The sequence below is a fragment of the Streptomyces sp. NPDC005438 genome, assembly GCF_040606315.1.
Taxonomy (GTDB): domain Bacteria; phylum Actinomycetota; class Actinomycetes; order Streptomycetales; family Streptomycetaceae; genus Streptomyces.
This window is the reverse complement of sequence record NZ_JBEXEP010000001.1, coordinates 115,569-134,370: the sequence shown is the minus strand read 5'-3', so window position 1 is coordinate 134,370 and position 18,802 is coordinate 115,569. Positions and strand designations below refer to the sequence as shown.

At 72.8% G+C, this 18,802-nt stretch carries 12 protein-coding genes; 4 read left to right on the top strand and 8 right to left on the bottom strand.

The annotated features are described in order from the left end of the window. Positions 1 to 6: 6 nt before the first annotated feature. The 7 genes from ABZT14_RS00570 to ABZT14_RS00540 all read right to left on the bottom strand — a co-directional run bounded on the left by ABZT14_RS00570 (position 7) and on the right by ABZT14_RS00540 (position 15,619). Entirely contained in the window at positions 7 to 339 is a 333-nt protein-coding gene (locus tag ABZT14_RS00570) for a phosphopantetheine-binding protein (RefSeq protein ID WP_356294750.1), read from the bottom strand. Continuing rightward, positions 336 to 4,868, bottom strand: a complete 4,533-nt coding sequence (locus ABZT14_RS00565; RefSeq protein ID WP_356296961.1) for a beta-ketoacyl synthase N-terminal-like domain-containing protein — start codon at positions 4,866 to 4,868, stop codon at positions 336 to 338. Before ABZT14_RS00565 ends, ABZT14_RS00570 begins: the two co-directional genes overlap by 4 nt. Positions 4,869 to 4,942: 74 nt before the next feature. After that, a complete protein-coding gene (locus ABZT14_RS00560; RefSeq protein ID WP_356294747.1) occupies positions 4,943 to 12,181 on the bottom strand; it encodes an SDR family NAD(P)-dependent oxidoreductase in 7,239 nt (2,412 codons plus the stop codon). An 821-nt stretch (positions 12,182 to 13,002) separates the two neighbouring features. Beyond that, positions 13,003 to 14,034 (bottom strand): hypothetical protein, encoded by a 1,032-nt coding sequence (locus ABZT14_RS00555; protein ID WP_356294744.1) that lies wholly within the window; start codon positions 14,032 to 14,034, stop codon positions 13,003 to 13,005. 88 nt (positions 14,035 to 14,122) lie between these two features. Continuing rightward, a complete protein-coding gene (locus ABZT14_RS00550; protein WP_356294741.1) occupies positions 14,123 to 14,578 on the bottom strand; it encodes a DUF6415 family natural product biosynthesis protein in 456 nt (151 codons plus the stop codon). After that, a complete protein-coding gene (locus ABZT14_RS00545) occupies positions 14,575 to 15,072 on the bottom strand; it encodes an ATP-binding protein (RefSeq protein WP_356294738.1) in 498 nt (165 codons plus the stop codon). The genes ABZT14_RS00550 and ABZT14_RS00545 overlap by 4 nt, the downstream gene beginning before the upstream one ends. A gap of 151 nt (positions 15,073 to 15,223) precedes the next feature. Further along, positions 15,224 to 15,619 (bottom strand): ATP-binding protein, encoded by a 396-nt coding sequence (locus ABZT14_RS00540; RefSeq protein WP_356294735.1) that lies wholly within the window; start codon positions 15,617 to 15,619, stop codon positions 15,224 to 15,226. A 207-nt stretch (positions 15,620 to 15,826) separates the two neighbouring features. Here ABZT14_RS00540 and ABZT14_RS00535 point away from each other — a divergent pair, with 207 nt between their 5' ends. The 4 genes from ABZT14_RS00535 to ABZT14_RS00520 all read left to right on the top strand — a co-directional run bounded on the left by ABZT14_RS00535 (position 15,827) and on the right by ABZT14_RS00520 (position 17,534). After that, on the top strand, positions 15,827 to 16,699 hold the full coding sequence (locus tag ABZT14_RS00535) for a helix-turn-helix transcriptional regulator (protein WP_356294733.1): 873 nt from the start codon (positions 15,827 to 15,829) through the stop codon (positions 16,697 to 16,699). Between the two features lie 13 nt (positions 16,700 to 16,712). Then, positions 16,713 to 16,916: a DUF397 domain-containing protein gene (locus tag ABZT14_RS00530; RefSeq protein ID WP_356294730.1), complete on the top strand. Its 204-nt coding sequence runs from the start codon at positions 16,713 to 16,715 to the stop codon at positions 16,914 to 16,916. A gap of 108 nt (positions 16,917 to 17,024) precedes the next feature. Further along, positions 17,025 to 17,225, top strand: a complete 201-nt coding sequence (locus ABZT14_RS00525; protein ID WP_356294728.1) for a DUF397 domain-containing protein — start codon at positions 17,025 to 17,027, stop codon at positions 17,223 to 17,225. 108 nt (positions 17,226 to 17,333) lie between these two features. Next, positions 17,334 to 17,534 (top strand): DUF397 domain-containing protein, encoded by a 201-nt coding sequence (locus ABZT14_RS00520; protein ID WP_356294728.1) that lies wholly within the window; start codon positions 17,334 to 17,336, stop codon positions 17,532 to 17,534. Between the two features lie 404 nt (positions 17,535 to 17,938). Here the strand turns inward: ABZT14_RS00520 and ABZT14_RS00515 are convergent, their stop codons facing one another. After that, positions 17,939 to 18,433 carry a hypothetical protein gene (locus ABZT14_RS00515; RefSeq protein ID WP_356294726.1) on the bottom strand — a complete coding sequence of 165 codons (495 nt, stop codon included), beginning with the start codon at positions 18,431 to 18,433 and terminating at the stop codon, positions 17,939 to 17,941. Between the last annotated feature and the right edge of the window lie 369 nt (positions 18,434 to 18,802).

Below are 18,802 nucleotides of genomic sequence, written 5' to 3'. Positions count from 1 at the left end.
GGGGGGTCAGCTCCGTTCGGAGGTCCGCAGCGATTCGGCGACGTAGTCGACCAGTTCGCCCACGGTGAGCTTGATGATCTCGTCCAGTTCCAGGTCGGCGATGAACAGGGCGACGTTGACCCGTTCTCCGTAGTGCTCGCGCAGGGCACCCGCGAGCGCGACCAGGTCGATGCTCTCCAGCTCCAGGTCGTCGTGGAACAGGGTGTCGCGGGTGATCTCCGCGTCTTCCAGTCCGGCGTCGGGCAGTTCGCGGAGCATGGTGGCGATCCGCTCCAGCACGGTGTTCTCGTCGGCCTCCCGCACCGTGCCGTCGCTCGTCGTGGTCGCCTCAGTGGTCATGTCGTTACTCCTGACTGGTTGACGCCTGTGGTCCAGGCGACGACGTACTGCCGTTCTGACGTGCCCCCGTCCAGGGGCGCGCAGCGCACGTCCCAGGTGTCCTCGCCGTGCTCCACCCGGAGTCGGTCGGGTGTGGCGCGGGTGACCCGGAAGTCCGCCGGCCGGCCGCCGAGTCCGGTGCCGAGGGCCTTGGACACCGCTTCCTTGGCCGTCCAGAAGCGGGTGAACCACAGGGCCTCGCTCTCCTCGGAGGCGGCCACCGTCTCGGCCAGCAGCCGGAGTTCGTCCGGTCCGCAGGCCGCCCGTACGGTCGCCTCGGGGCGGTCGGTGACCTCCTCCAGGTCGATGCCGCAGGGTTCCCGGCGCGCCAGGGCCACCGCGGTCACCCCCCGGTGGGCGAGGGAGACCGTGAGGTCGGGACCCAGGTCGCGGCCGTGCACCCCGCTGGCGTGGGGGCGTCCCCGCTCGTCGTTGTGCAGGGCGACCTCGGCAGGGTAGACGTCGCCGGTGCCTTCGGACCACAGCAGTTGGCGGATGGCGTCCTTGGCGGCGATGCGGCCGAGCAGCCACCGGCGGCGTCGTACCGGGGGTTGGGTGGCGTAGTGCTCGCGTTCGCCGCCGCCCAGCATGTTGCGCATGATGAGTTCGCGGGTGGCCAGGTCGGGCCAGCGTTCGTGGACGGTGGTCCAGCCGTCGGGCTGGAGGGTGGAGAGGGTGTGGGCGCCGGGGAAGCGGTCCACGGCGCGGATGCCGGGGTCGGTGTCGAAGCGGCGGTCCTGCCAGCCGTCGATCCGGGCCCAGACCCGTCCCTGGTGGACGAGTTGCATGTCGGCGGTGAGGGTGTTGTCGGTGACCTCGGTGATCCGCAGGTGGCATTCCAGGTCGGTGCCGGGCTCGGGGTCGGGGCCGTGGAAGTGGATGTGCTCCATCCGTACCGGGAACACGGTGGTCCGCTCGGTGAGGGTGGCCATGATCCAGTAGCCCAGCAGTTGGCCGACGTTGTCCAGCAGGGCGCCGGGGGCGGCGGGGGTGGTGAGGACGCCCCTGGCGTGCCGTTCGCCGATGGCGGTCAGTTCGCTGACGCCCTGGAAGCGGGGGCCGTGGAACATCCAACGCTCGGTGTAGAGCTGTTCGGCGCGCATCTCGGGTTGCCGCTCGGTGGCCGGGTCGACGGTCCACGGGGCGGGCGGCTCGGTGTGCCGGGCGGCGAGTTCGACGGTGGCGCCGGCGTGCCCGGTCAGTTGGACCTCGACCCGCCGGTCGTCCAAGGGCCGCACGGTGATGGGGAGTTCCTTGGCCGGGATGGCCTCGATCCACTTGCGCAGCTGTACGTCGTGTACGGCGACCGCCCGGGTGCCCGGCCGGCTCTGTTCGGCGACCTCCATCAGGTGGGCGATCACCGTGGTGGCCGGCACGATCGGCCAGCGGTCGGCCTCCTCGGGCCAGCCGGGCCGCTGCCGGAAGAAGCAGTGGTCCAGCAGGTACGGCATCTCCTCGACGCCCACCCGCCAGGTGGACGTGACCCGCCCGTCGGGGGCGCCGGCCGGGGTGCCGCCCGAGGGAGCCGTAGGAGCCGGGGGCGCCGTAGGCGTCGGGGTGGCCGTAGGCGTCGGGGTGGCCGGGACCGCCGGAGTCGCCGCCCGGGAGGGGGCCGGTCGGGCCGGTCGGGCGGCCGGGGGCCGGGCCCGTCCGGTGTGTACCGCGTCCAGCAGTTCCCCGGCGACGCTGGCGGTGTCGCTGAGCAGGGCGGACAGCTCGGCCGCCAGGGGTGACCGTTCGGCGGCCCGCCCCAGGGGGGTCAGCACCGGGTCGGCGGCGGCCGGGCGGGGCGCCGTCGTCTCGGCGAGCAGCCCTCGGGCCGGTTCGGGCAGCCGTACCAGGGCGCCGCCCAGGTCGAGCCGGGCGCCGGGGCGCCGGGCGGCCCGCTCGGTGCGGGCCCGGGTGCTGGTGTCGGGCAGCAGGGGCGCGGTGTCCGGGGCGGCGCCCTCGGTCCACAACGCGGTGGTGACCCTGCGGAGTTGGGCGAGGCTGTCCCGGCTGGCGACGTGGGCGGGGACCACCAGCCGGTCCTGGCCGGTGAGGGTGTCGTCGATCAGGGAGCCGAGTTGGCCGGCGCCCAGGACGAGGAAGGCCCGGAACCCGGACTCGTAGAGGGCGAGGACCAGTTGGCGGAACCGCACCGGTTCCAGCAGGTGGCGTACGAACAGTTCCCGTACCGCGTCCGGGTCCTCGGGGAAGGGCGCGGCGGTGGTGGCGGACCACAGGGGTACGTGGGGCGGGTGGAGGGTGTACTCCTCGGCCGCCCGGCGGATGGGGTCCAGGTAGGGGGCGAGCATGGGGGTGTGGAAGCCGGAGCGGAACGGCAGCACCTGGGCGATGACGCCCTCTCCGCGCATCTCCTCCACCAGCGCGGCGACCGGTTCGGTGGGGCCGCAGACCATGGCCTGGTGGGGGGAGTTGTCGTGGGAGAGGACCACGTCGTCCCGGCCGGCCAGCCGTTCCAGCACCCGGTCGGCGGCGGTGCCCAGGACCGCGAAGGACAGTCCGGGTACCTGTAGCGCGTCGGGGTCGAAGTCGGCGAGGAAGGCGTCCACCTCGTCGGCGGCGTGCACCCCGGCGCAGGCCATGGCGGTCCACTCGCCGACGCTGTGGCCGGCGACCGCGTCCGGGGCCACGCCCAGTCGGCGCAGGGCGGTGTCCAGGACGCGGCCCAGTTGGAACACGGCGGCGCCGTGCCGTCCGACGTCGCCGACCGGGGCGTCGCCGTAGCTCCAGTCCAGCCCGAACTGTGCGGCCAGTTCGGACACTCGGGGCTGGAACTCGGCCTCCAGGCCGGGGAAGACGAAGGCGGTACGGCCACCCTGGGCGCCGAGCACCGGCCGGGGGGTGAACCAGACGTCGTTGCGACCCCTCCAGGGCTGCCCCTTGGCGACCGCCTTGCGGGCGACCGACAGGCGCCGCTTGGTGGGGGCGACCACGCCCAGCCGTACCGGGCCGTGGGCGGCGTCGTCCGACTCGGGCAGGCCGGCGGCCAGTACCTCGGCGTCGTCGGCGTCCAGCAGCCGGGACAGTTCCTCGGGGCTGTCGGCGGCCAGCCGCAGCACCCGTTCGGGCTCGCTGACCTTGGCCCGGGCCCGTCGGGCCGGTGCCTCGGCGGGCCGTTCCAGTACGACGTGGGCGTTGATGCCGCCGAAGCCGAAGGCGTTGACGGCCGCCCGGCGGGGGGCGCCCTCGGCCAGCTCGTCCCAGGGGGCGGCCTGGTCCAGGGTGCGGAACCGGGTGTCGGCCAGGGCGGGGTTGGGGTCGTCGCAGTGCAGGGTGGGCGGGAGGGTGCCGTGGTGCAGGGCCAGGGCGGCCTTGATCAGTCCGGCGACTCCGGCGGCCGGCATGGTGTGGCCGATCTGGGACTTGACCGAGCCGATGACGGCCCGGCCTCCGACGGTGCCCGTTTCCGGCCCGAACACCTCGGCCACGGTGGCCAGTTCGGCCCGGTCGCCGGCGGCGGTGGCGGTGCCGTGGGCCTCCAGGAGCTGGAGCGCCCCGGGGTCGCGGGGGTCGAGGCCGGCGGCCTCCCAAGCCTGGCGTACGGCGCGGATCTGGCCCCCGGGGTCGGGGTTGAACAGGCTGGCGGACCTGCCGTCACTGGCCACTCCGGTGCCCCGGATCACCGCGTACACCCGGTCGCCGTCGCGTTGGGCGTCGGCCAGCCGCTTGAGGACGACCACCCCGGTGCCCTCGCCGATCAACACGCCGTCCGCGTCCCGGTGCAGGGGGCGGATGCGTTCGGTCGGGGACAGCGCCCCGAGCTGGGTGAACACGCTCCACAGGGTGAGGTCGTGGCAGTGGTGCACCCCGCCGGCCAGCATCAGGTCGCAGCGGCCGGTGGCGAGTTCGGCGACGGCGTGGTCGACGGCGACCAGGGAGGAGGCGCAGGCGGCGTCCACGGTGTAGGCGGGGCCGCGCAGGTCGAGCCGGTTGGCCACCCGGGAGGCGACCAGGTTGGGCACCAGCCCGATGGCCGACTCCGGCTGTTCGGGGCCGAGTTGGGCGGTGAACGCCTCCCGTACCGACTCCAGCCGCTCGTCGCCCAGGTCGGGCGCCAGCTCCCGCAGGGTGCGCACCAGTTGGTTGGCGGTACGCACCCGCTGGTCCAGCCGGACCAGGGCGGGGGTGAGGTAGCCGCCGCGCCCCAGCACGATGCCGGCCCGCTCCCGTCGTACCGGTACGGCCTTCTCCCCTCCGGCGTCCTCCAGGGACCGGTGGGCGACGTCCAGGGCGATCAGCTGGTCGGGCTCGGTGCCGGGCACCGAGGTGGGCATGATCCCGAACCGGGTGAGGTCGAACTCCCGCTCCATGTCCACGAATCCGCCGCGCCGGCAGTAGAAGCGGTCGCTGCGGCGCGGGCCGTCGGGGTCGTAGAACTCCTCGTCCCAACGGTCCGGGGGGACCTGGGTGATGGCGTCCACGCCGTGGACGATGTTGTGCCAGTAGCTGTCCAGGTCGCGGGCGCCGGGGAGGAACACGTCCATCCCGACGACGGCGACCGGGACGGTACCCGGGCCGTCGCCCGTGCCGGCGGTGGGGGGTTCGACGGACACGGCGGTCACCAGCCGGAGGCCGTGTACACCACGGCGTGGTGCTCGGGTGCTCCGTAGGCCAGTTCCCGCAGCAGGCTCAGCGGGCCCTCGTCGAGGTCGATGAGCTTGATGCCCCGCGCCGCGTAGGAGCGCATCAGGGCCGGGCTGACCATGCCGCCGCCGGTCTCGGAGGCGGCCCAGGGTCCCCAGTGGACGGTCAGGCCGCGCCGCTCGGGGGTGGACCAGCGGCGGCCCAGTTCCTCCAGGGCGTCGTTGGCGCTGGCGTAGTCGCTCTGGCCCCGGTTGCCGAGGGCGGCGGCGATGCTGCCGAACAGCACCGCGAACCTCGGGGACTGTGGCAGCCGTTCGACGGCCTCCAGTACGGTGCGGGCGCCGTCCACCTTGGTGGAGAACACCCGGCCGAAGGAGTCGGCGGTCTTCTCGGCGATCAGCTTGTCCTCGATGACGCCGGCCGCGTAGACCAGTCCGTCCAGTCGGCCGTAGCGGGCGTGGGTCTCCTTGACCGCCGCGTTGACCGCCTCCGCGTCCAGCACGTCCACCCGGTGGTAGCGGGCCTCGCTGCCCAGGGAGGTCAACTCCCGCAGGGTGGCGCGCACTTCGCGTTCGGCCAGCAGGGCGGACACCCGGCGTTCGGTCTCGGCGGGGGTCTTGGTCAGGCCCGAGCGCAGCAGTACGGCGCGCAGCGCGGCCGGGTCGGCGGCCTGGGCGGTGACCGGGTCCTCCTCGTCGGCCGGCTCCGGGGTGCGGCCCAGCAGCACCAGCCGGCACCGGGAGGCGGCGGCCAGGGTACGGGCGAACCGGGCGGTGATCCCCCGGGCTCCGCCGACCAGCAGCACCACCGACTCGTGGTCCAGGCCGGCGGCCTCGGCCTCGGCGGCCCCGTCGCCGGCCGGGCCGGCGCCGGTCATGGCCAGGGCGCCCAGGGAGGAGAGTTCCAGGCGCAGTTCGCGGCGACCCTCCTCGTCGGCGAGCACCACGGGGGCGCTCTGCTCGGCGGTCAGCTCGCCCACCAGGGTGCGGGCGACCTGCTCGGCGGAGGCGTCCTGGGGCACCTCGACGAGGGCGGCCCGGCAGTCCGGGTACTCCCTGGCCACGGTGCGGAAGAAGCCGCGCAGTCCGCTGAGGGGGCCCTCGGTGCGCCGGTCGACGGCCAGCAGCTGTCGGGGGCCGGCCGCGAGGATCTCCTGGAACAGCGGGAACACGTCGGGGAGGGCGGGCGCGGCGGGGGCGATCCCGCCGAGGTAGACCACCGAGTCCCCGGCGCCGACCCGTCCGGCCGGCGCGGTGCCCAGGGTCAGCCGCTCCACGGTGGTGCCGGCGGCCTCCAGCCGGGCGGCCAGGGCGTCAGCGGCGCTGGCAGCGCCGTCAGCCCCAGCAGCACTTTCAGCGCCGGCGTCCAACAGCACCACCCGGCCGGCCACGGTGGCCTCCGGGCGGGCCGGGGGCAGGGCGTGCTCGGTGAACAGCAGCCGCTCCGGGGCGACGATCTGGGGCTGGGGCTCGTCGTCCGGTCGGGCTTCGGCGGCCGGCTCGGGCTGGGCGGGCTCGGTGCCCGCGCCGCCGGGGGTGTTGCCGACGGCCTCGTCGAGCAGGGCGGAGATGCTCTCGATCGTCCGCGCCGCGCTCAACCGCTCCAGATCAGCGCCCTCCGCGTCCAACCCCAACCGCGCACCCAACTCCCCCGCGATCTCCACCCGCTTGATGGAGTCCACACTCAGGTCGGCCTCCAGATCGAGGTCCGCCTCCAACATGTCCGCCGGATACCCCGTACGCTCCGCCACCACCTCCAACACCGTCTCCCACACCGACACCCCACCGGCGGGCCCCGGCTTGGTGGCGGGGGTCACGGCGGCCTGCGGGCCGGGGACGGCGGAGCCGCCGACGGCCTCGCTGAGCAGAGCGGAAATGCTCTCGATCGTCCGCGCCGCGCTCAACCGCTCCAGATCAGCGCCCTCCGCGTCCAACCCCAACCGCGCACCCAACTCCCCCGCGATCTCCACCCGCTTGATGGAGTCCACACTCAGGTCGGCCTCCAGATCGAGGTCCGCCTCCAACATGTCCGCCGGATACCCCGTACGCTCCGCCACCACCTCCAACACCGTCTCCCACACCGACACCCCACCGGCCGGCTCCGGCTCGGCGGCCGGCGCGACGGCGGCGGCCTGGGGGGCGGGCGCGGCGTGCTGGGCGGGCGCGGGGGCCTGCGGCAGCGCCGGGGTGGCCGCCCCGGTGGCCGCCGGGGTAGATACCGCGCCCCGTACCGGGGCGGGCGAGGCGGGGAGTTCGGACACCCCGAGGTAGGACATCAGCACGTCACGCTGGGCGGCCACCATGTCCCTGCTGGCGCGCAGGAACTCGGCGATCAGCGCCTCGGAGCCGTTGGGCTGGGGCTGGGGGTGCTGGTCGAGCACGGTGAACTCCGTCACGGGTCGGGCGGGTCGCAGGGCGTGCGGGGGCTGGGTGCCGTCGGCGCGGCGCAGCAGGTGGCCGTCCAGGGTCCAGCCGGGGCGGCGGGGCTTGTCGACGGTGGCCGGGTCGACGGCGTCCCGGCCGGTGAACAGTCGGCGGGTACGGACGTCGACCCCGCTGACGGCGAGCTGGGCCAGGGCGTTGAGCAGCCCGGGCAGCCCCTTCTGGCGCCCCTCCTGGAGGGGGACGACGCGGTGCGGCCGGCCCTTGAGGACGGTGCCGGCCAGGCGGCTGAGGACCTTGCCGGGGCCGGCCTCGACGAAGACCCGCGCCCCCGCCTCGTACATGGCCTCGATCTGCTCGGCGAACCGGACCGGGGCGCCGATCTGGCGGCTCAGCTCCTGGCGGATGTCGGCGGCTTCGCCGGAGTACGGCTCGGCGGTGCGGTTGGCCCACACCGGGAACCGGGGCCGGGAAAGCGGGAGCTTCTCCAGGTGCTGGCCGAAGTCGTCCCCGGCGCCGTCCAGCAGGGGGCTGTGGAAGGCGCAGGCGACCGGGAGGGGCTTGGCGGAGTGGCCGGCGTCCTTGAGCCGGCCGATCGCGGTCCGTACCGCTTCGCTGGCCCCGGAGATGACGGTCTGCTTGGGCGAGTTGTGGTTGGCGGCCACCACGTCGCCGTCGAGTCCGGCGAGCCGGAGCACCTCCTCGACCCGGTCGGCGGAGGTGTTGACGGCGGCCATGGTGCCCGGGTCGCTGTCCGGGCCGTCGGGGATGCGGCCGAGGATGGCCTGGGCGCGGGCCGCGCTGGCCTCCAGCAGTTCCTCGGCGGTGAGCACTCCGGCGGAGGCGAGGGCGGCCAGTTCGCCGTAGCTGTGGCCGCCGGCCATGGCCGGGCGTACGCCGAGGCCGGCCAGCAGGTCGGTGGCGACCAGCGCGGTGATGCCCAGGGCGGGCTGGGCGACGGCGGTGTCGGTGATGCGTTCCCGCTGGCGCTGCTTGCCCTCCTCGTCGAAGGCGGCGGGCGGGAAGAGGGCGTCGGCCCAGCGGGCGCCCAGGTGCAGGTGGCGGTGCAACTCGGGGAAGGCGACGAGGAGTTCGGCGAACATGCCGGGCTCCTGGCTGCCCTGCCCGGGGTAGAGGAAGGCGAGCTGTCCCTCGCGGACCTCCTCCTCGACCGCGTGGGCGGCGTGGATGCCGTCGGCGGGCGCGTGCTCGCCCTCGGCGGCCCGGGTCAGCAGGGCCGGCAGCTGTTCCAGGTCGGAGGCGACGACCGCGACGCGTACGGGTTCGCCACGCAGGGCGGCCTGGTCGCTGCGCCAGGAGGCGTGCCGGGCGAGGTCCCGCAGCCGCCAGGGGTGGTCGTCCTGGGCGAGCTTCAGCAGGGCGTGGACGGCCTTGTGGGCGGAGGCGTCGTCGCGGCCCCGGAAGGTGAACAGTTCGGCCGGCCAGGCGTCCACGGCGTGTGGGCGGGGGGCCTGTTCGTGGGCGCGCAGCACGACGTGGAAGTTGGTGCCGCCGAAGCCGAAGGCGCTGACGCCGGCGACCCGTTCGGTGGGTTCGGTCGCCCAGGGGGTGGCCGTGGTGTGGAAGGCGAAGGGGCTCTCGTCCGCGCTCCAGGCGGGGTTGGGGTCCTTCAGGTGGAGGGTCGGCGGCTTGACCCCGTGGTAGAGGGCGAGGGTGGTCTTGATCAGTCCGGCGAGTCCGGCGGCGCACTTGGTGTGGCCGATCTGGGACTTGACCGAGCCGATGGCGCAGCCGCCGGCTTCGGCGCCGGAGTCGCGGAACACCTCGCTGAGGGTGCCCAGTTCGGTGCGGTCGCCGACCACGGTGCCGGTGCCGTGGGCTTCGACGAGGCCGACCTCGCGGGGGGAGACGCGGGCGTTGCGGTAGGCGCGGGTGACGGCGGCGCGCTGGCCCTCGGGGCGGGGCGCGGTGAGTCCGAGGGCGCGCCCGTCGCTGGCGCTGCCCACGCCGTCGATGACGGCGTAGACCCGGTCGCCGTCGCGTTCGGCGTCCTCCAGCCGCTTGAGGGCGACGCAGGCGACGCCCTCGCCGAGGGCGATGCCGTCGGCCTCGCTGTCGAAGGTGGCGGAGCGGCCGGTGGGGGACAGCGCGTGGACGGAGGAGAAGAGCAGGTAGTCGTTGATGCCGTTGTGCAGGTCGGCGCCTCCGCAGAGCACCAGGTCGCTGGTGCCGGTGGCGAGTTCCTTGCAGGCGGCGTCCACGGCGGTGAGCGAGGAGGCGCAGGCGGCGTCGACGGTGTAGTTGGCGCCGCCGAGGTCGAGGCGGTTGGCGACGCGTCCGGCGATGACGTTGGCGAGCATCCCGGGGAAGGAGTCCTCGGTCAGTCGCGGCAGTTGTTCGTCCAGGGCCGGCGGCAGGGTGCCGGTGTAGGCGGGGAGGACGGTGCGCAGGGTGGTGGCGTTGGACAGGTCGCTGCCGGCTTCGGCGCCGAAGATGACCGAGGTGCGGCGGTGGTCGGCTTCGGGGCCGTCGTAGCCGGCGTCCACCAGGGCGCGGCGGGCGGCTTCCAGGGCCAGCAGTTGTACGGGTTCGATGCTGGGCAGGGAGGCCGGGGGGATGCCGTAGCTGAGCGGGTCGAAGGGGATACGGGGCAGGAAGCCGCCCCAGCGGGAGGGGGTGTGTACCCCGTCGCCTTCGGGGTCGTAGTACAGCTCGGGGTCCCAGCGGTCGGGGGACACCTCGGTGACGTTGTCCTTGCCGGCGAGGATGTTGGCCCAGAACTCCTCCAGGTCGGCCGCCCCGGGGAACATCGCGGACATGCCGACGACGGCCACCCGCAGGGGTTCGGGGGCGGGTTCCTCGGCGGGTTCGGCGGGGCGCAGCGCGGCGGCCCGTTGCCGCCACCACTGGTCGGCGCCCTCGGTGACGTGCCGGTGGAGTTCGGCGACGGTGGTGGTCTCGGAGCGCATCACCAGCACCTCGCCGGCCATGAACATGCCCTCGTCGGCCTGGCGTTCCTCGTCGACCTGGCGTATCTCGGCGCCGACGCGCTCCAGCCCCTTGGAGGCGAGCCGCAGTCGGCCGACGTTGAAGCGTTCCAGCTTCTCCCAGATCTCCCGCTCGGGTACGCCCTGGTCGGCGAGGGCCTGGCGGAGCGTGGCGAAGTGGTCGGTGACCGCGCTGGCGGCGCAGCGGGTGGCGTGGCCGGGGGCGGTCTCCAGCAGGTCGGTGCGTTCGGCGGTCTGGACCTGGCGCTGGAACAGCGGGGTGATGGCCCCGTTGCTGACGGCTTCCTCGGTGAACAGGTAGGCGGTGCCCATGAGTACGCCGAAGCCGGCGCCGGCCCGGGTGAGGGGGGCGGCGACGGTGGCGGCCATGGCGGCCGAGCGGGCGTCGTGGAGGCCGCCGGCGAACAGCACGGTCAGCTCGGGGGCGGCCGAGGGGGTCTCGGCGAGGAAGTCCAGCAGGACCTGGGTCTGGGCCTCCCAGAGCGGGAAGCTGTTGCGGGGGCCGATGTGGCCGCCGCACTCGGCGCCTTCGAAGATGAACTTGCGGGCTCCGGCGGCGAGGAACTGGCGCAGCAGCCCGGGCGAGGGCACGTGCAGGAACGTGGAGATGCCCTCGGCTTCCAGTGCGGCGGCCTGGGCGGGCCGGCCGCCGGCGATGATGGCGTGGGTGGGCTTCAGTTCGCGGATGACGGCGAGCTGGGCCTCCTTGATCCGCTCCTCGGCGAACCCGAGGACGCCGACGCCCCAGGAGGCCCCTTCGGGGAGGCTGTCCCGGGTGCGCTCCAGCATGGTGCGGGTGCGTTCGGCGTCCGAGAGGGCGAGGGCGAGGAAGGGCAGTCCGCCCTGTTGGGAGACGGCGGCGGCGAAGCTGGGTTCGTCGCTGACGCGGGTCATCGGGCCCTGGGCGATGGGGAGTCGGGCGCCCAGGGAGCGTGCCCCCGCGGAGTGTTCGGTGAGCGCGGCGGTCGGGGCGCTGGAGGTGCTGTCGGACGTGCCGTCGCCGAGTTCCTCGTGGATGGCGTGCCGCAGTCCACGGACGAGTTGCCGGACGGTGGACCAGCGCTTGGCGAGGGCGGCGGCGAGGTAGCCGTCCTGGCCCACGGGCAGCAGGCGCTGTGCGGGGTCCTCGTGGGCGAAGGCGCGGTAGGCGGCGGCCCGGTCGGTGGGCGGTTCGGGGGCCTGGGGGCCCCGGCGCCGCAGCAGTCGTACGCCGTCGACCAGGACGGTCTCGGAGCCGTCCAGGTTGGCGAGGGCTTCGGTGGTCTCGGGGGTGGGGTCGGCCTCGTCGAGCAGGGCGAGCTGTACGTCGATCACGACGCCGGCGGCTCCGCCGAGTACGGCGGCGGCGGCGGTACGGGGACCGATGCCTCCCCAGGCCCACAGCGGCAGGTCGAGGTCGGGGTCGCCGAGCAGGCGTTGCAGCAGGACGAAGGTGCTCAGTTCGCCGGCGCGTCCCCCGCACTCCCCGCCGCGTACCAGCAGCCCGCTGGCGCCGTCCTGGTGGGCCCGGGTGGCTTCCTCGGGGCTGGTGACCTCGACCAGCACCCGGCGGCCGGGGAACTCCCGGGGGGAGCGGTCGGGGTCGGCGAGCAGCACGGTCCGCGCCTGGGTGGGGAGCTGGTCGTCGGTGAGCGTGACTCCGGGGCGTACGCGTACGCCGAAGGGGCGGGCGCACCACTGGGCGGTGCGGTCCAGCGCCTCGGCGGTTCCCTGGACGGTGTCCTCGGGCAGTTCGAGTACGCCGAGGGCGCCGGCACGGCTCGCGGCGGCCACCAGTCGTGGTGACGGGTGGTGAAGCGGATTGACCGCGATGACCGAGTCGTTCAGGAACTCTGAGGACACATAGGGGGCAGGCGTCCGCATGGGAGTCTCCGATAAAGGGGGGGTGGTGCGCGGTAGTCAACTGAGGACATCTCCCGCGGTCAACACGTGACGCTGTGTAGTGGATGCCCCACTCCCCTACGCACGCTAGGCATTTCCTTACACACATTTCGGGCAGGAAGCACCGATGCGACAACTTCACCGAGGGATGCGGAGCGCCGACCGACCTGGCGTCATGGCCGCGCCACACATCGGAAACGAGGATTCCTCTTTGTGCCGTTGAGGCGTGTCCTAAATCACAGCCATTTCGGCGCGATTCAGGGCCCGGAGACTCAACCTTTCACGCTCTGTGATTTCCGGTCGACATTCCCCCCTAAAGCCGACGCGCACCCGGACGCGAAAAGGGCAACCCTCGCAAGATGCCGGGCGGTTACCGTGCACAAGCCGTGGAAAACGGGCTCAGGTCATCAACTCGCTTAACCCTCAACTAACCATCCGCACCTCGCCTCCCAGCACAGATGCCGTCCCGGGGACGAACGAGTTCCCCTCCCCCCAGGGCGCCCGATTTCTGACCGACACCCCGAAAGCGGACCCGCCCTCCCGACACCGTGGGCTACCGGGAGTGACACAAGTGACGGGAGTGTAAGAGCCGACGCCCCTTTCCGGGTACCCCCCGGCCCCTCCTCGGTACGTGGTGCTCCGCCCCGGCACGCGCTGTCCGTGAAGCGTGCCGGGGCGGAGGGCCCGTGCTCGGGGGGCCGGCTGGGGGGTGGCCGGCCGCGCCGCGAACACGGGGTCCTCCCCCGGTGCGCCGTCCCGGGTGGGGCGAGGGTTCACCCAACTCCGTTACGGCACCGGGGAGTTCAGGAACCGTCCGGCTCCCCGACCCCTTGCCCGGCCCCGGTCAGCCCCGACTCCAGGGCATGGGCTACGGCGGAGGCCGTGGGGGCCGGCCAACTGCCGAGGTCGACGGCGTGCCCGCGCGCACAGCGGGGGCAGTCGGGCTGGAGCCGGACGCGGGGGCGGTGCCCGCTGAGCCGCTCCACGGCGTGGGCCAGCCGTTCGGCCAGGAGCTGCCCGTCGTCGAGGCACCCCTCTTCCCAGGGTTCGTCCGGTGCGCCCCGCCCCGGGACCGGCCCGGGTTCCCCGGCTGCCGCCTCCGGCTCCGGGAGGTCGGCCGGGTCGAGTCCCCCAGGCCCTGGTTCGGTCCCTGATCCGACGCCTGGTACGGGCCACGGCCGGTCCACGGCCCCCTGGTCACGCGGTATCCCCGAGAGGTCCCGGGGAAGCCGGTCGGGGGTGGCCGGGGCCGAGCCGAGCAGGTGGAGCAGGGCGCTGGCGGTGTCCAGGTCGACCGAGCCGAGGTGCACCATCCCCTCCCCCACGGCGAGTTCGGGCAGTTGGAGGCCGTGGCCCCACAGGGCGGCGCGCAGTCGGGCCCGGGTCAGGTACACCTCCCGCAGCCCGGTACGCACCAGGGCGCTGAGCCGGCGCAGTTGGAGGGGTGTGGCGTGCCCCAGCGACACCAGCGGGGTGGCCTGGGAGTCGTCGGGGGTGCCCAGCGCGAGGGGCACCCCGGCGGCACGCAGTACCCGGTCGAGTTCGCCCCGGGCGAGGACGCTCTCTTCCCAGGCGTGGTCGGCAGGACTCATACGGGGGGCGCTTTCTGTACGGGCTCCGCCGGGGGCGGAGGGACGGCGGAAGCGGAACAGGGGGCGGGAGAACAGGGGACGGGACAGGAGGAGGGCCGACAGCGGTCGACCGCCCAGGGAGGCGCGGCTCGGAGCGCGGTCCAGGTCCCCGTACGGGGAGCCGTCGCCGTACCGGCCACGGCGCGGGGCGCCGATCCCGGGTGGCGCCAGGCCACCGCGCGAACCGCCGTACGAGCGCCACATCAGCACCCCCGTACGCCGGGCGGGCGCCGCACAAGCCACCGCACGGACCACCGCACGCGCCACCGCGCGCCCCCACCCCCGTCACCGGTCAGTGCGGGTTGATGTCGGCGAGGTCGATCAGGTCCAGGGCGTACAGCGCCATCCGTCTCAGGTGCCCCCGGGCGGCGGCCGTCTCCCGGGGTACCGGTTGCCGGGCCAACTCCCCCGCCTTGGCGAGGAGTTCGTAGGCACCGGGTCGGCCGGTGGCGCGTTGGGCGGCGAGGTGGAGCAGCCGTTCCAGGTTGCGGGGCATCCGGCCGGCCAGCCGTCGCAGTTCGCCCCGGTGGGGTCCGCGTTCCTCGTTCACCAACTGGTCCACGTCCGCCAGTACGTCGTCGGCGAAGGACCGGGACAGCGCCCGTAACAGTCGTTCGGCGGTGTCGGGGCCGTTCCGCCACCGGATGCCGTCCTCCTCCCCGGGGTCGTCCCGGGTGGCCGGCCGAGGGGCCGGGCGGGTGGCCGGACCAGGGGGCGTCGGCGGTCGGCTCTGGTACTCCACGTTCACGCCACATCCCGGGGGTCCGGCTCCTCGCAGGGGGCGTCCAGCAGCACCCACACGTTCTTGGCCCACACTCCGGGCGCGTCCAGCGGTTCGGCGCCCCAGTCGCGGGCCTGCGCCTGGAGCAGGAACAGTCCGCGTCCCCGCTCGGAGGTCCAGTCCGGTTCGCCGGCCGTGGGCAGGCGCGGGCTGGTGTCGCTGACGGTCACCATCAGCCGCCCGTGTTCGGCACGGAGGGTGAGCAGGCACCAGGAGGAGGTGGTGTGCTGGTGGACGTTGGTCAGCAGTTCGCTGACGCAGAACACCGCCGTGTCGCGGCAGGCGTCGTACCCCCAGGCCCGCAGCCGTGTGCTGACCATCCGTCGGATACCGGCCAACGCGTGCGGATGGGCCCGGAGTTGGCGTTGGTACTGGAGTACGCCGGCGTCCCTCGAAACGGTGGGGTCGGCGAACTCCCTTGCGCGCGGCCCCGGTTGGGAGAGGTGCTGAGGCAGGGTCATGGCTGCTCCCACCGGCCGGCGCCGTGGTGGCGGCCGTCCTGGACGAGGGGTACGGGGGCTGGGCGACGCCGGGGCAGGGGCCGCGCGGTACGGGTGGGCACCGCCGGGAGTCCGGTCGGGGAGGGCCAACGGCCCTGTTTCCAGGGGGAGTTCATCGCCGCCGACCCCCCAGGGCCAGGTGCGCGAACACGGTCTTGCCACCGGGGTGGGGCCGCACTCCCCAGCGCTCCGCCAGGGCGTCCACCACGTGCAGCCCTCTGCCTCCGCAGTCCTCCGGGCCGGGGTCGCGCATCGTGGGCAACAGGCTGCCGGCCGGGTCGGACACCTCGATCACCAGGACGTCCCCGCGTCGCCGCAGCGCGACGGTGAGGAACTCGGCCTCGCTGTACCGCACGCCGTTGGTCACCAACTCGCTGACGATCAGGGCCGCTTCGTCCACTACGGGCCCGAGTAACCACTCTTTCAGGACACGTCGGATGTGCTGACGTGCGGCCGGAACCGCCTGTGGTGTCGCTTCGATCCTCAACCTGTCGGTACGCCCGGACATACGTCTCCCAAGGCCAGCGGGCAGCGCCCGTTGATGACCACCCGTCGCCACTTGACGACACGGCGTTGCGGAGAACAAGCTAGAACGCGAGAACCTTTCATGGCAATCCCAACTACGGCGCAAAATCGCATGTTGCTGAGAGCTGCGCCCCCGCTAGCGTGCCGGGCATCGATCCAGGCACACTGTTGACGCACAGGAGGAGGAGACATGCCCGCTGGAGGTCGCCCTACAATTCGAAGTAGGCGTCTGGGCAAGGCACTTCGTCACTACCGGTTGGAGTTGAAGGTCGACCAGCAGGAGGCCGCCGACTGCATCGCCGGCTCCAAGACGAAGATCAGCAGGATCGAGCAGGGACTGGTCTCCGCTCGCCCTGGAGACGTTCGTCTGCTGCTGGAGCTGTACCAGGTCCAAGACCGCGAGATCTACCGGCAGTTGGAACAGCTGGCCCGTGACTCCAACAAGCGCGGCTGGTGGCTGGACTATCAGTGGGCGCACCAGAAGCCGGAGTACGCCGACCTCCTCTCCCTGGAGTCCGACGCCAACTACATCCGCTCCTGGCAGCCGCTCTTCCTGCCCGGGCTGCTTCAGACCGACGACTATCTCCGCGCCCTGCTGGACGCCAGCCTCACCGTCCACTCCCCCGAGGTCGTGGACGGGTTCGTCGCCATGCACCAGACCCGGCAGAAGGTCCTCGCGGAGAAGGGCGGCGCCCGTTTCTCCGCCGTCATCTGGGAGCCGGCGCTCACCGCCCCGATGCCCTCGCCCAAGGTCCACCGCGAGCAGTTGGAACACCTCTGGGGCGTGGCCCAGCAGCAGAACGTCAGCATCCAGGTGTTGCCGGCCAGCGAGTGGGCCGCGGCCCATATGTCCAGCCACTTCCTGCTGTTCAGCATGGGAGGGCCGGGGCCGGCCCTGGAGGCGGTCGCCTTCGACACCAATACCTGCCCGATGATCGTCGAGGAGTACGACGAGATCGAGCACCACAGCCGGATCTTCGAGGCTCTGCGGTCCGCCGCGCTGAACCGCTCTGACAGCACCAAGTTCCTGGAGTCGCGACTAGCGGCTCTACCCGACAAGTAAGGACACAGCAGCGATGAACAGCCGCCCCCGTATCGTCAGCGACTTCCACAAGGCGAGCGCCTCCCAGGGCCCTGGGACCGACTGCGTGGAGGTCGCCCACACCGACGATGGGGGGCGCGCTGTTCGCGACAGCAAGAACCCCCACCACGGCACCCAGTTCCACAGCCCCCACACCTGGAACACCTTCACCACCGCCCTCAAAACCCACACCCTCTAACCCCCACACACCCCACCGCCCCCGACACCCCGTCGGGGGCGGACCCACACCCGGACATGGCCGCACCACCTCCCACCCCGGCACCACCGACGGAGAGGAAACCGCACCATGAACCCACCCCGTATCGTCAGCGACTTCCACAAGGCGAGCGCCTCCCAGGGCCCTCAGACCGACTGCGTGGAGGTCGCCCACACCGACGACGGCGGACGCGCTGTTCGCGACAGCAAGAACCCCCACCACGGCACCCAATTCCACAGCCCCCACACCTGGCACACCTTCACCACCGCCCTCAAAACCCACACCCTCTAACCCCCACACACCCCACCGCCCCCGACACCCCGTCGGGGGCGGACCCACACCCGGACATGGCCGCACCACCTCCCACCCCGGCACCACCGACGGAGAGGAAACCGCACCATGAACCCACCCCGTATCGTCAGCGACTTCCACAAGGCCAGCGCCTCCCAGGGCCCTCAGACCGACTGCGTCGAAGTCGCCCACACCGACGACGGCGGACGCGCTGTTCGCGACAGCAAGAACCCCCACCACGGCACCCAATTCCACAGCCCCCACACCTGGCACACCTTCACCACCGCCCTCAAAACCCACACCCTCTAACCCCCACACACCCCACCGCCCCCGACACCCCGTCGGGGGCGGTGGGGTGTGTACCCGCACGGGGAAACGCAGCCGAGGAAACGCAGCGTGGACACAGCAGGAGCAGCCATGAGCACCGCTACCGCGCCACCCGTTCCCCAGCGCGTGTCCAGGCGCACGGCCAGGACGGGACCACGAACCGTTGCGCGCGACGAGGCCCAGTACGGTCGCGACTACCAGTACCCCCGCCGTCAGCCAGAACATCTGGAGCTACTCCCTCCCATGCCGCCCGCTCCCCGGCCCCGACAGGCCTCAGCAGCCGTAGCCGTCGCCACTCACCGCCTCGCACCTCCCTGGCGGAGTCGTGTTCGTGCGGGTCGTGCCGGTACGTGTCGCCTTCGTGCGGCGGTCGGTTTCAACGACGGTCACCACTCGGGGGTAAGGGAGAACCAGCGCCGGCCAGCCTCGCCGACCAGCGCCCACAGGGCCGCTACGTCGACGGCGAGGATCACGAGTATCACGGGGTCAGGCGCGCCGGTGACCAGCGAGGCGAAGAACCCGAGCCCCGTTGAGAACACCATCAGGATCATCAATGCCGCGAGCGCCGTGCGGACCCACGAACGGCGTTTGCGGGCCAGTACGACGAGAACGGTGTGGAGCGCCGCGAGCGCCCAGCAGAACAGCGCGACGAGCCAGGCAGCGGACATCGACAAGATCGGCTCTTGGCCGTGCTCCTGCCTGCTGTAGTTCTCGTCCAGGACGGCCCAGCCGCCGGCGACGTTGCCCAGCGCGTGCAAGAAGACGACCACGAGAGCAAAGACGAGAAACCCCGAAATGCGGTCCGTGTCCAGCTGACCGCTCGGTTCGGGCTCATCGCCCCAGCCGTCCGCACCGGATGGAGGACGCTGAAAGTCATGCATAGCGGATCACCTTGCACTTGATTGGTTTGGCGGGTCGTAGACACAGGCCCAGTCCACTTCGTGGACGGTGCCCTGCAGGTCGCCCCCGTCCCCGCGCCCACGGCGCGGGGCACGAACTTCGTCCGTGCATGACTCTCCTTCACCTGTCGTCGTACGTGTGGCCAGATGGTGGGATGTGCCCGCGGATCCGCCGGGCTCAGGCCGCATCAAGGCCCGTCCTGGCTCGCCTCCCGGCTACTAGACCGCCATACACCGTTGTTCAACAGGCCATCTCCCGGCTCTGAACAATCCGGAAGCGCGAAAGAGCAGGCTGCGCCCGGGAGTTGTGAGTTCACGTGAACACCTGTAAGTCCCCTGTTCGTATACGGG

Coding starts and splice junctions, on each gene's coding strand:
- ABZT14_RS00555 (WP_356294744.1), bottom strand. CDS start 14,034: ATGTGGCGCTCGTACGGCGGTTCGCGCGGTGGCCTGGCGCCACCCGGG.
- ABZT14_RS00535 (WP_356294733.1), top strand. CDS start 15,827: ATGCCCGCTGGAGGTCGCCCTACAATTCGAAGTAGGCGTCTGGGCAAG.
- ABZT14_RS00520 (WP_356294728.1), top strand. CDS start 17,334: ATGAACCCACCCCGTATCGTCAGCGACTTCCACAAGGCCAGCGCCTCC.
- ABZT14_RS00540 (WP_356294735.1), bottom strand. CDS start 15,619: ATGTCCGGGCGTACCGACAGGTTGAGGATCGAAGCGACACCACAGGCG.
- ABZT14_RS00565 (WP_356296961.1), bottom strand. CDS start 4,868: ATGGACGTGTTCCTCCCCGGCGCCCGCGACCTGGACAGCTACTGGCAC.
- ABZT14_RS00560 (WP_356294747.1), bottom strand. CDS start 12,181: ATGCGGACGCCTGCCCCCTATGTGTCCTCAGAGTTCCTGAACGACTCG.
- ABZT14_RS00515 (WP_356294726.1), bottom strand. CDS start 18,433: ATGCATGACTTTCAGCGTCCTCCATCCGGTGCGGACGGCTGGGGCGAT.
- ABZT14_RS00525 (WP_356294728.1), top strand. CDS start 17,025: ATGAACCCACCCCGTATCGTCAGCGACTTCCACAAGGCGAGCGCCTCC.
- ABZT14_RS00530 (WP_356294730.1), top strand. CDS start 16,713: ATGAACAGCCGCCCCCGTATCGTCAGCGACTTCCACAAGGCGAGCGCC.
- ABZT14_RS00545 (WP_356294738.1), bottom strand. CDS start 15,072: ATGACCCTGCCTCAGCACCTCTCCCAACCGGGGCCGCGCGCAAGGGAG.
- ABZT14_RS00570 (WP_356294750.1), bottom strand. CDS start 339: ATGACCACTGAGGCGACCACGACGAGCGACGGCACGGTGCGGGAGGCC.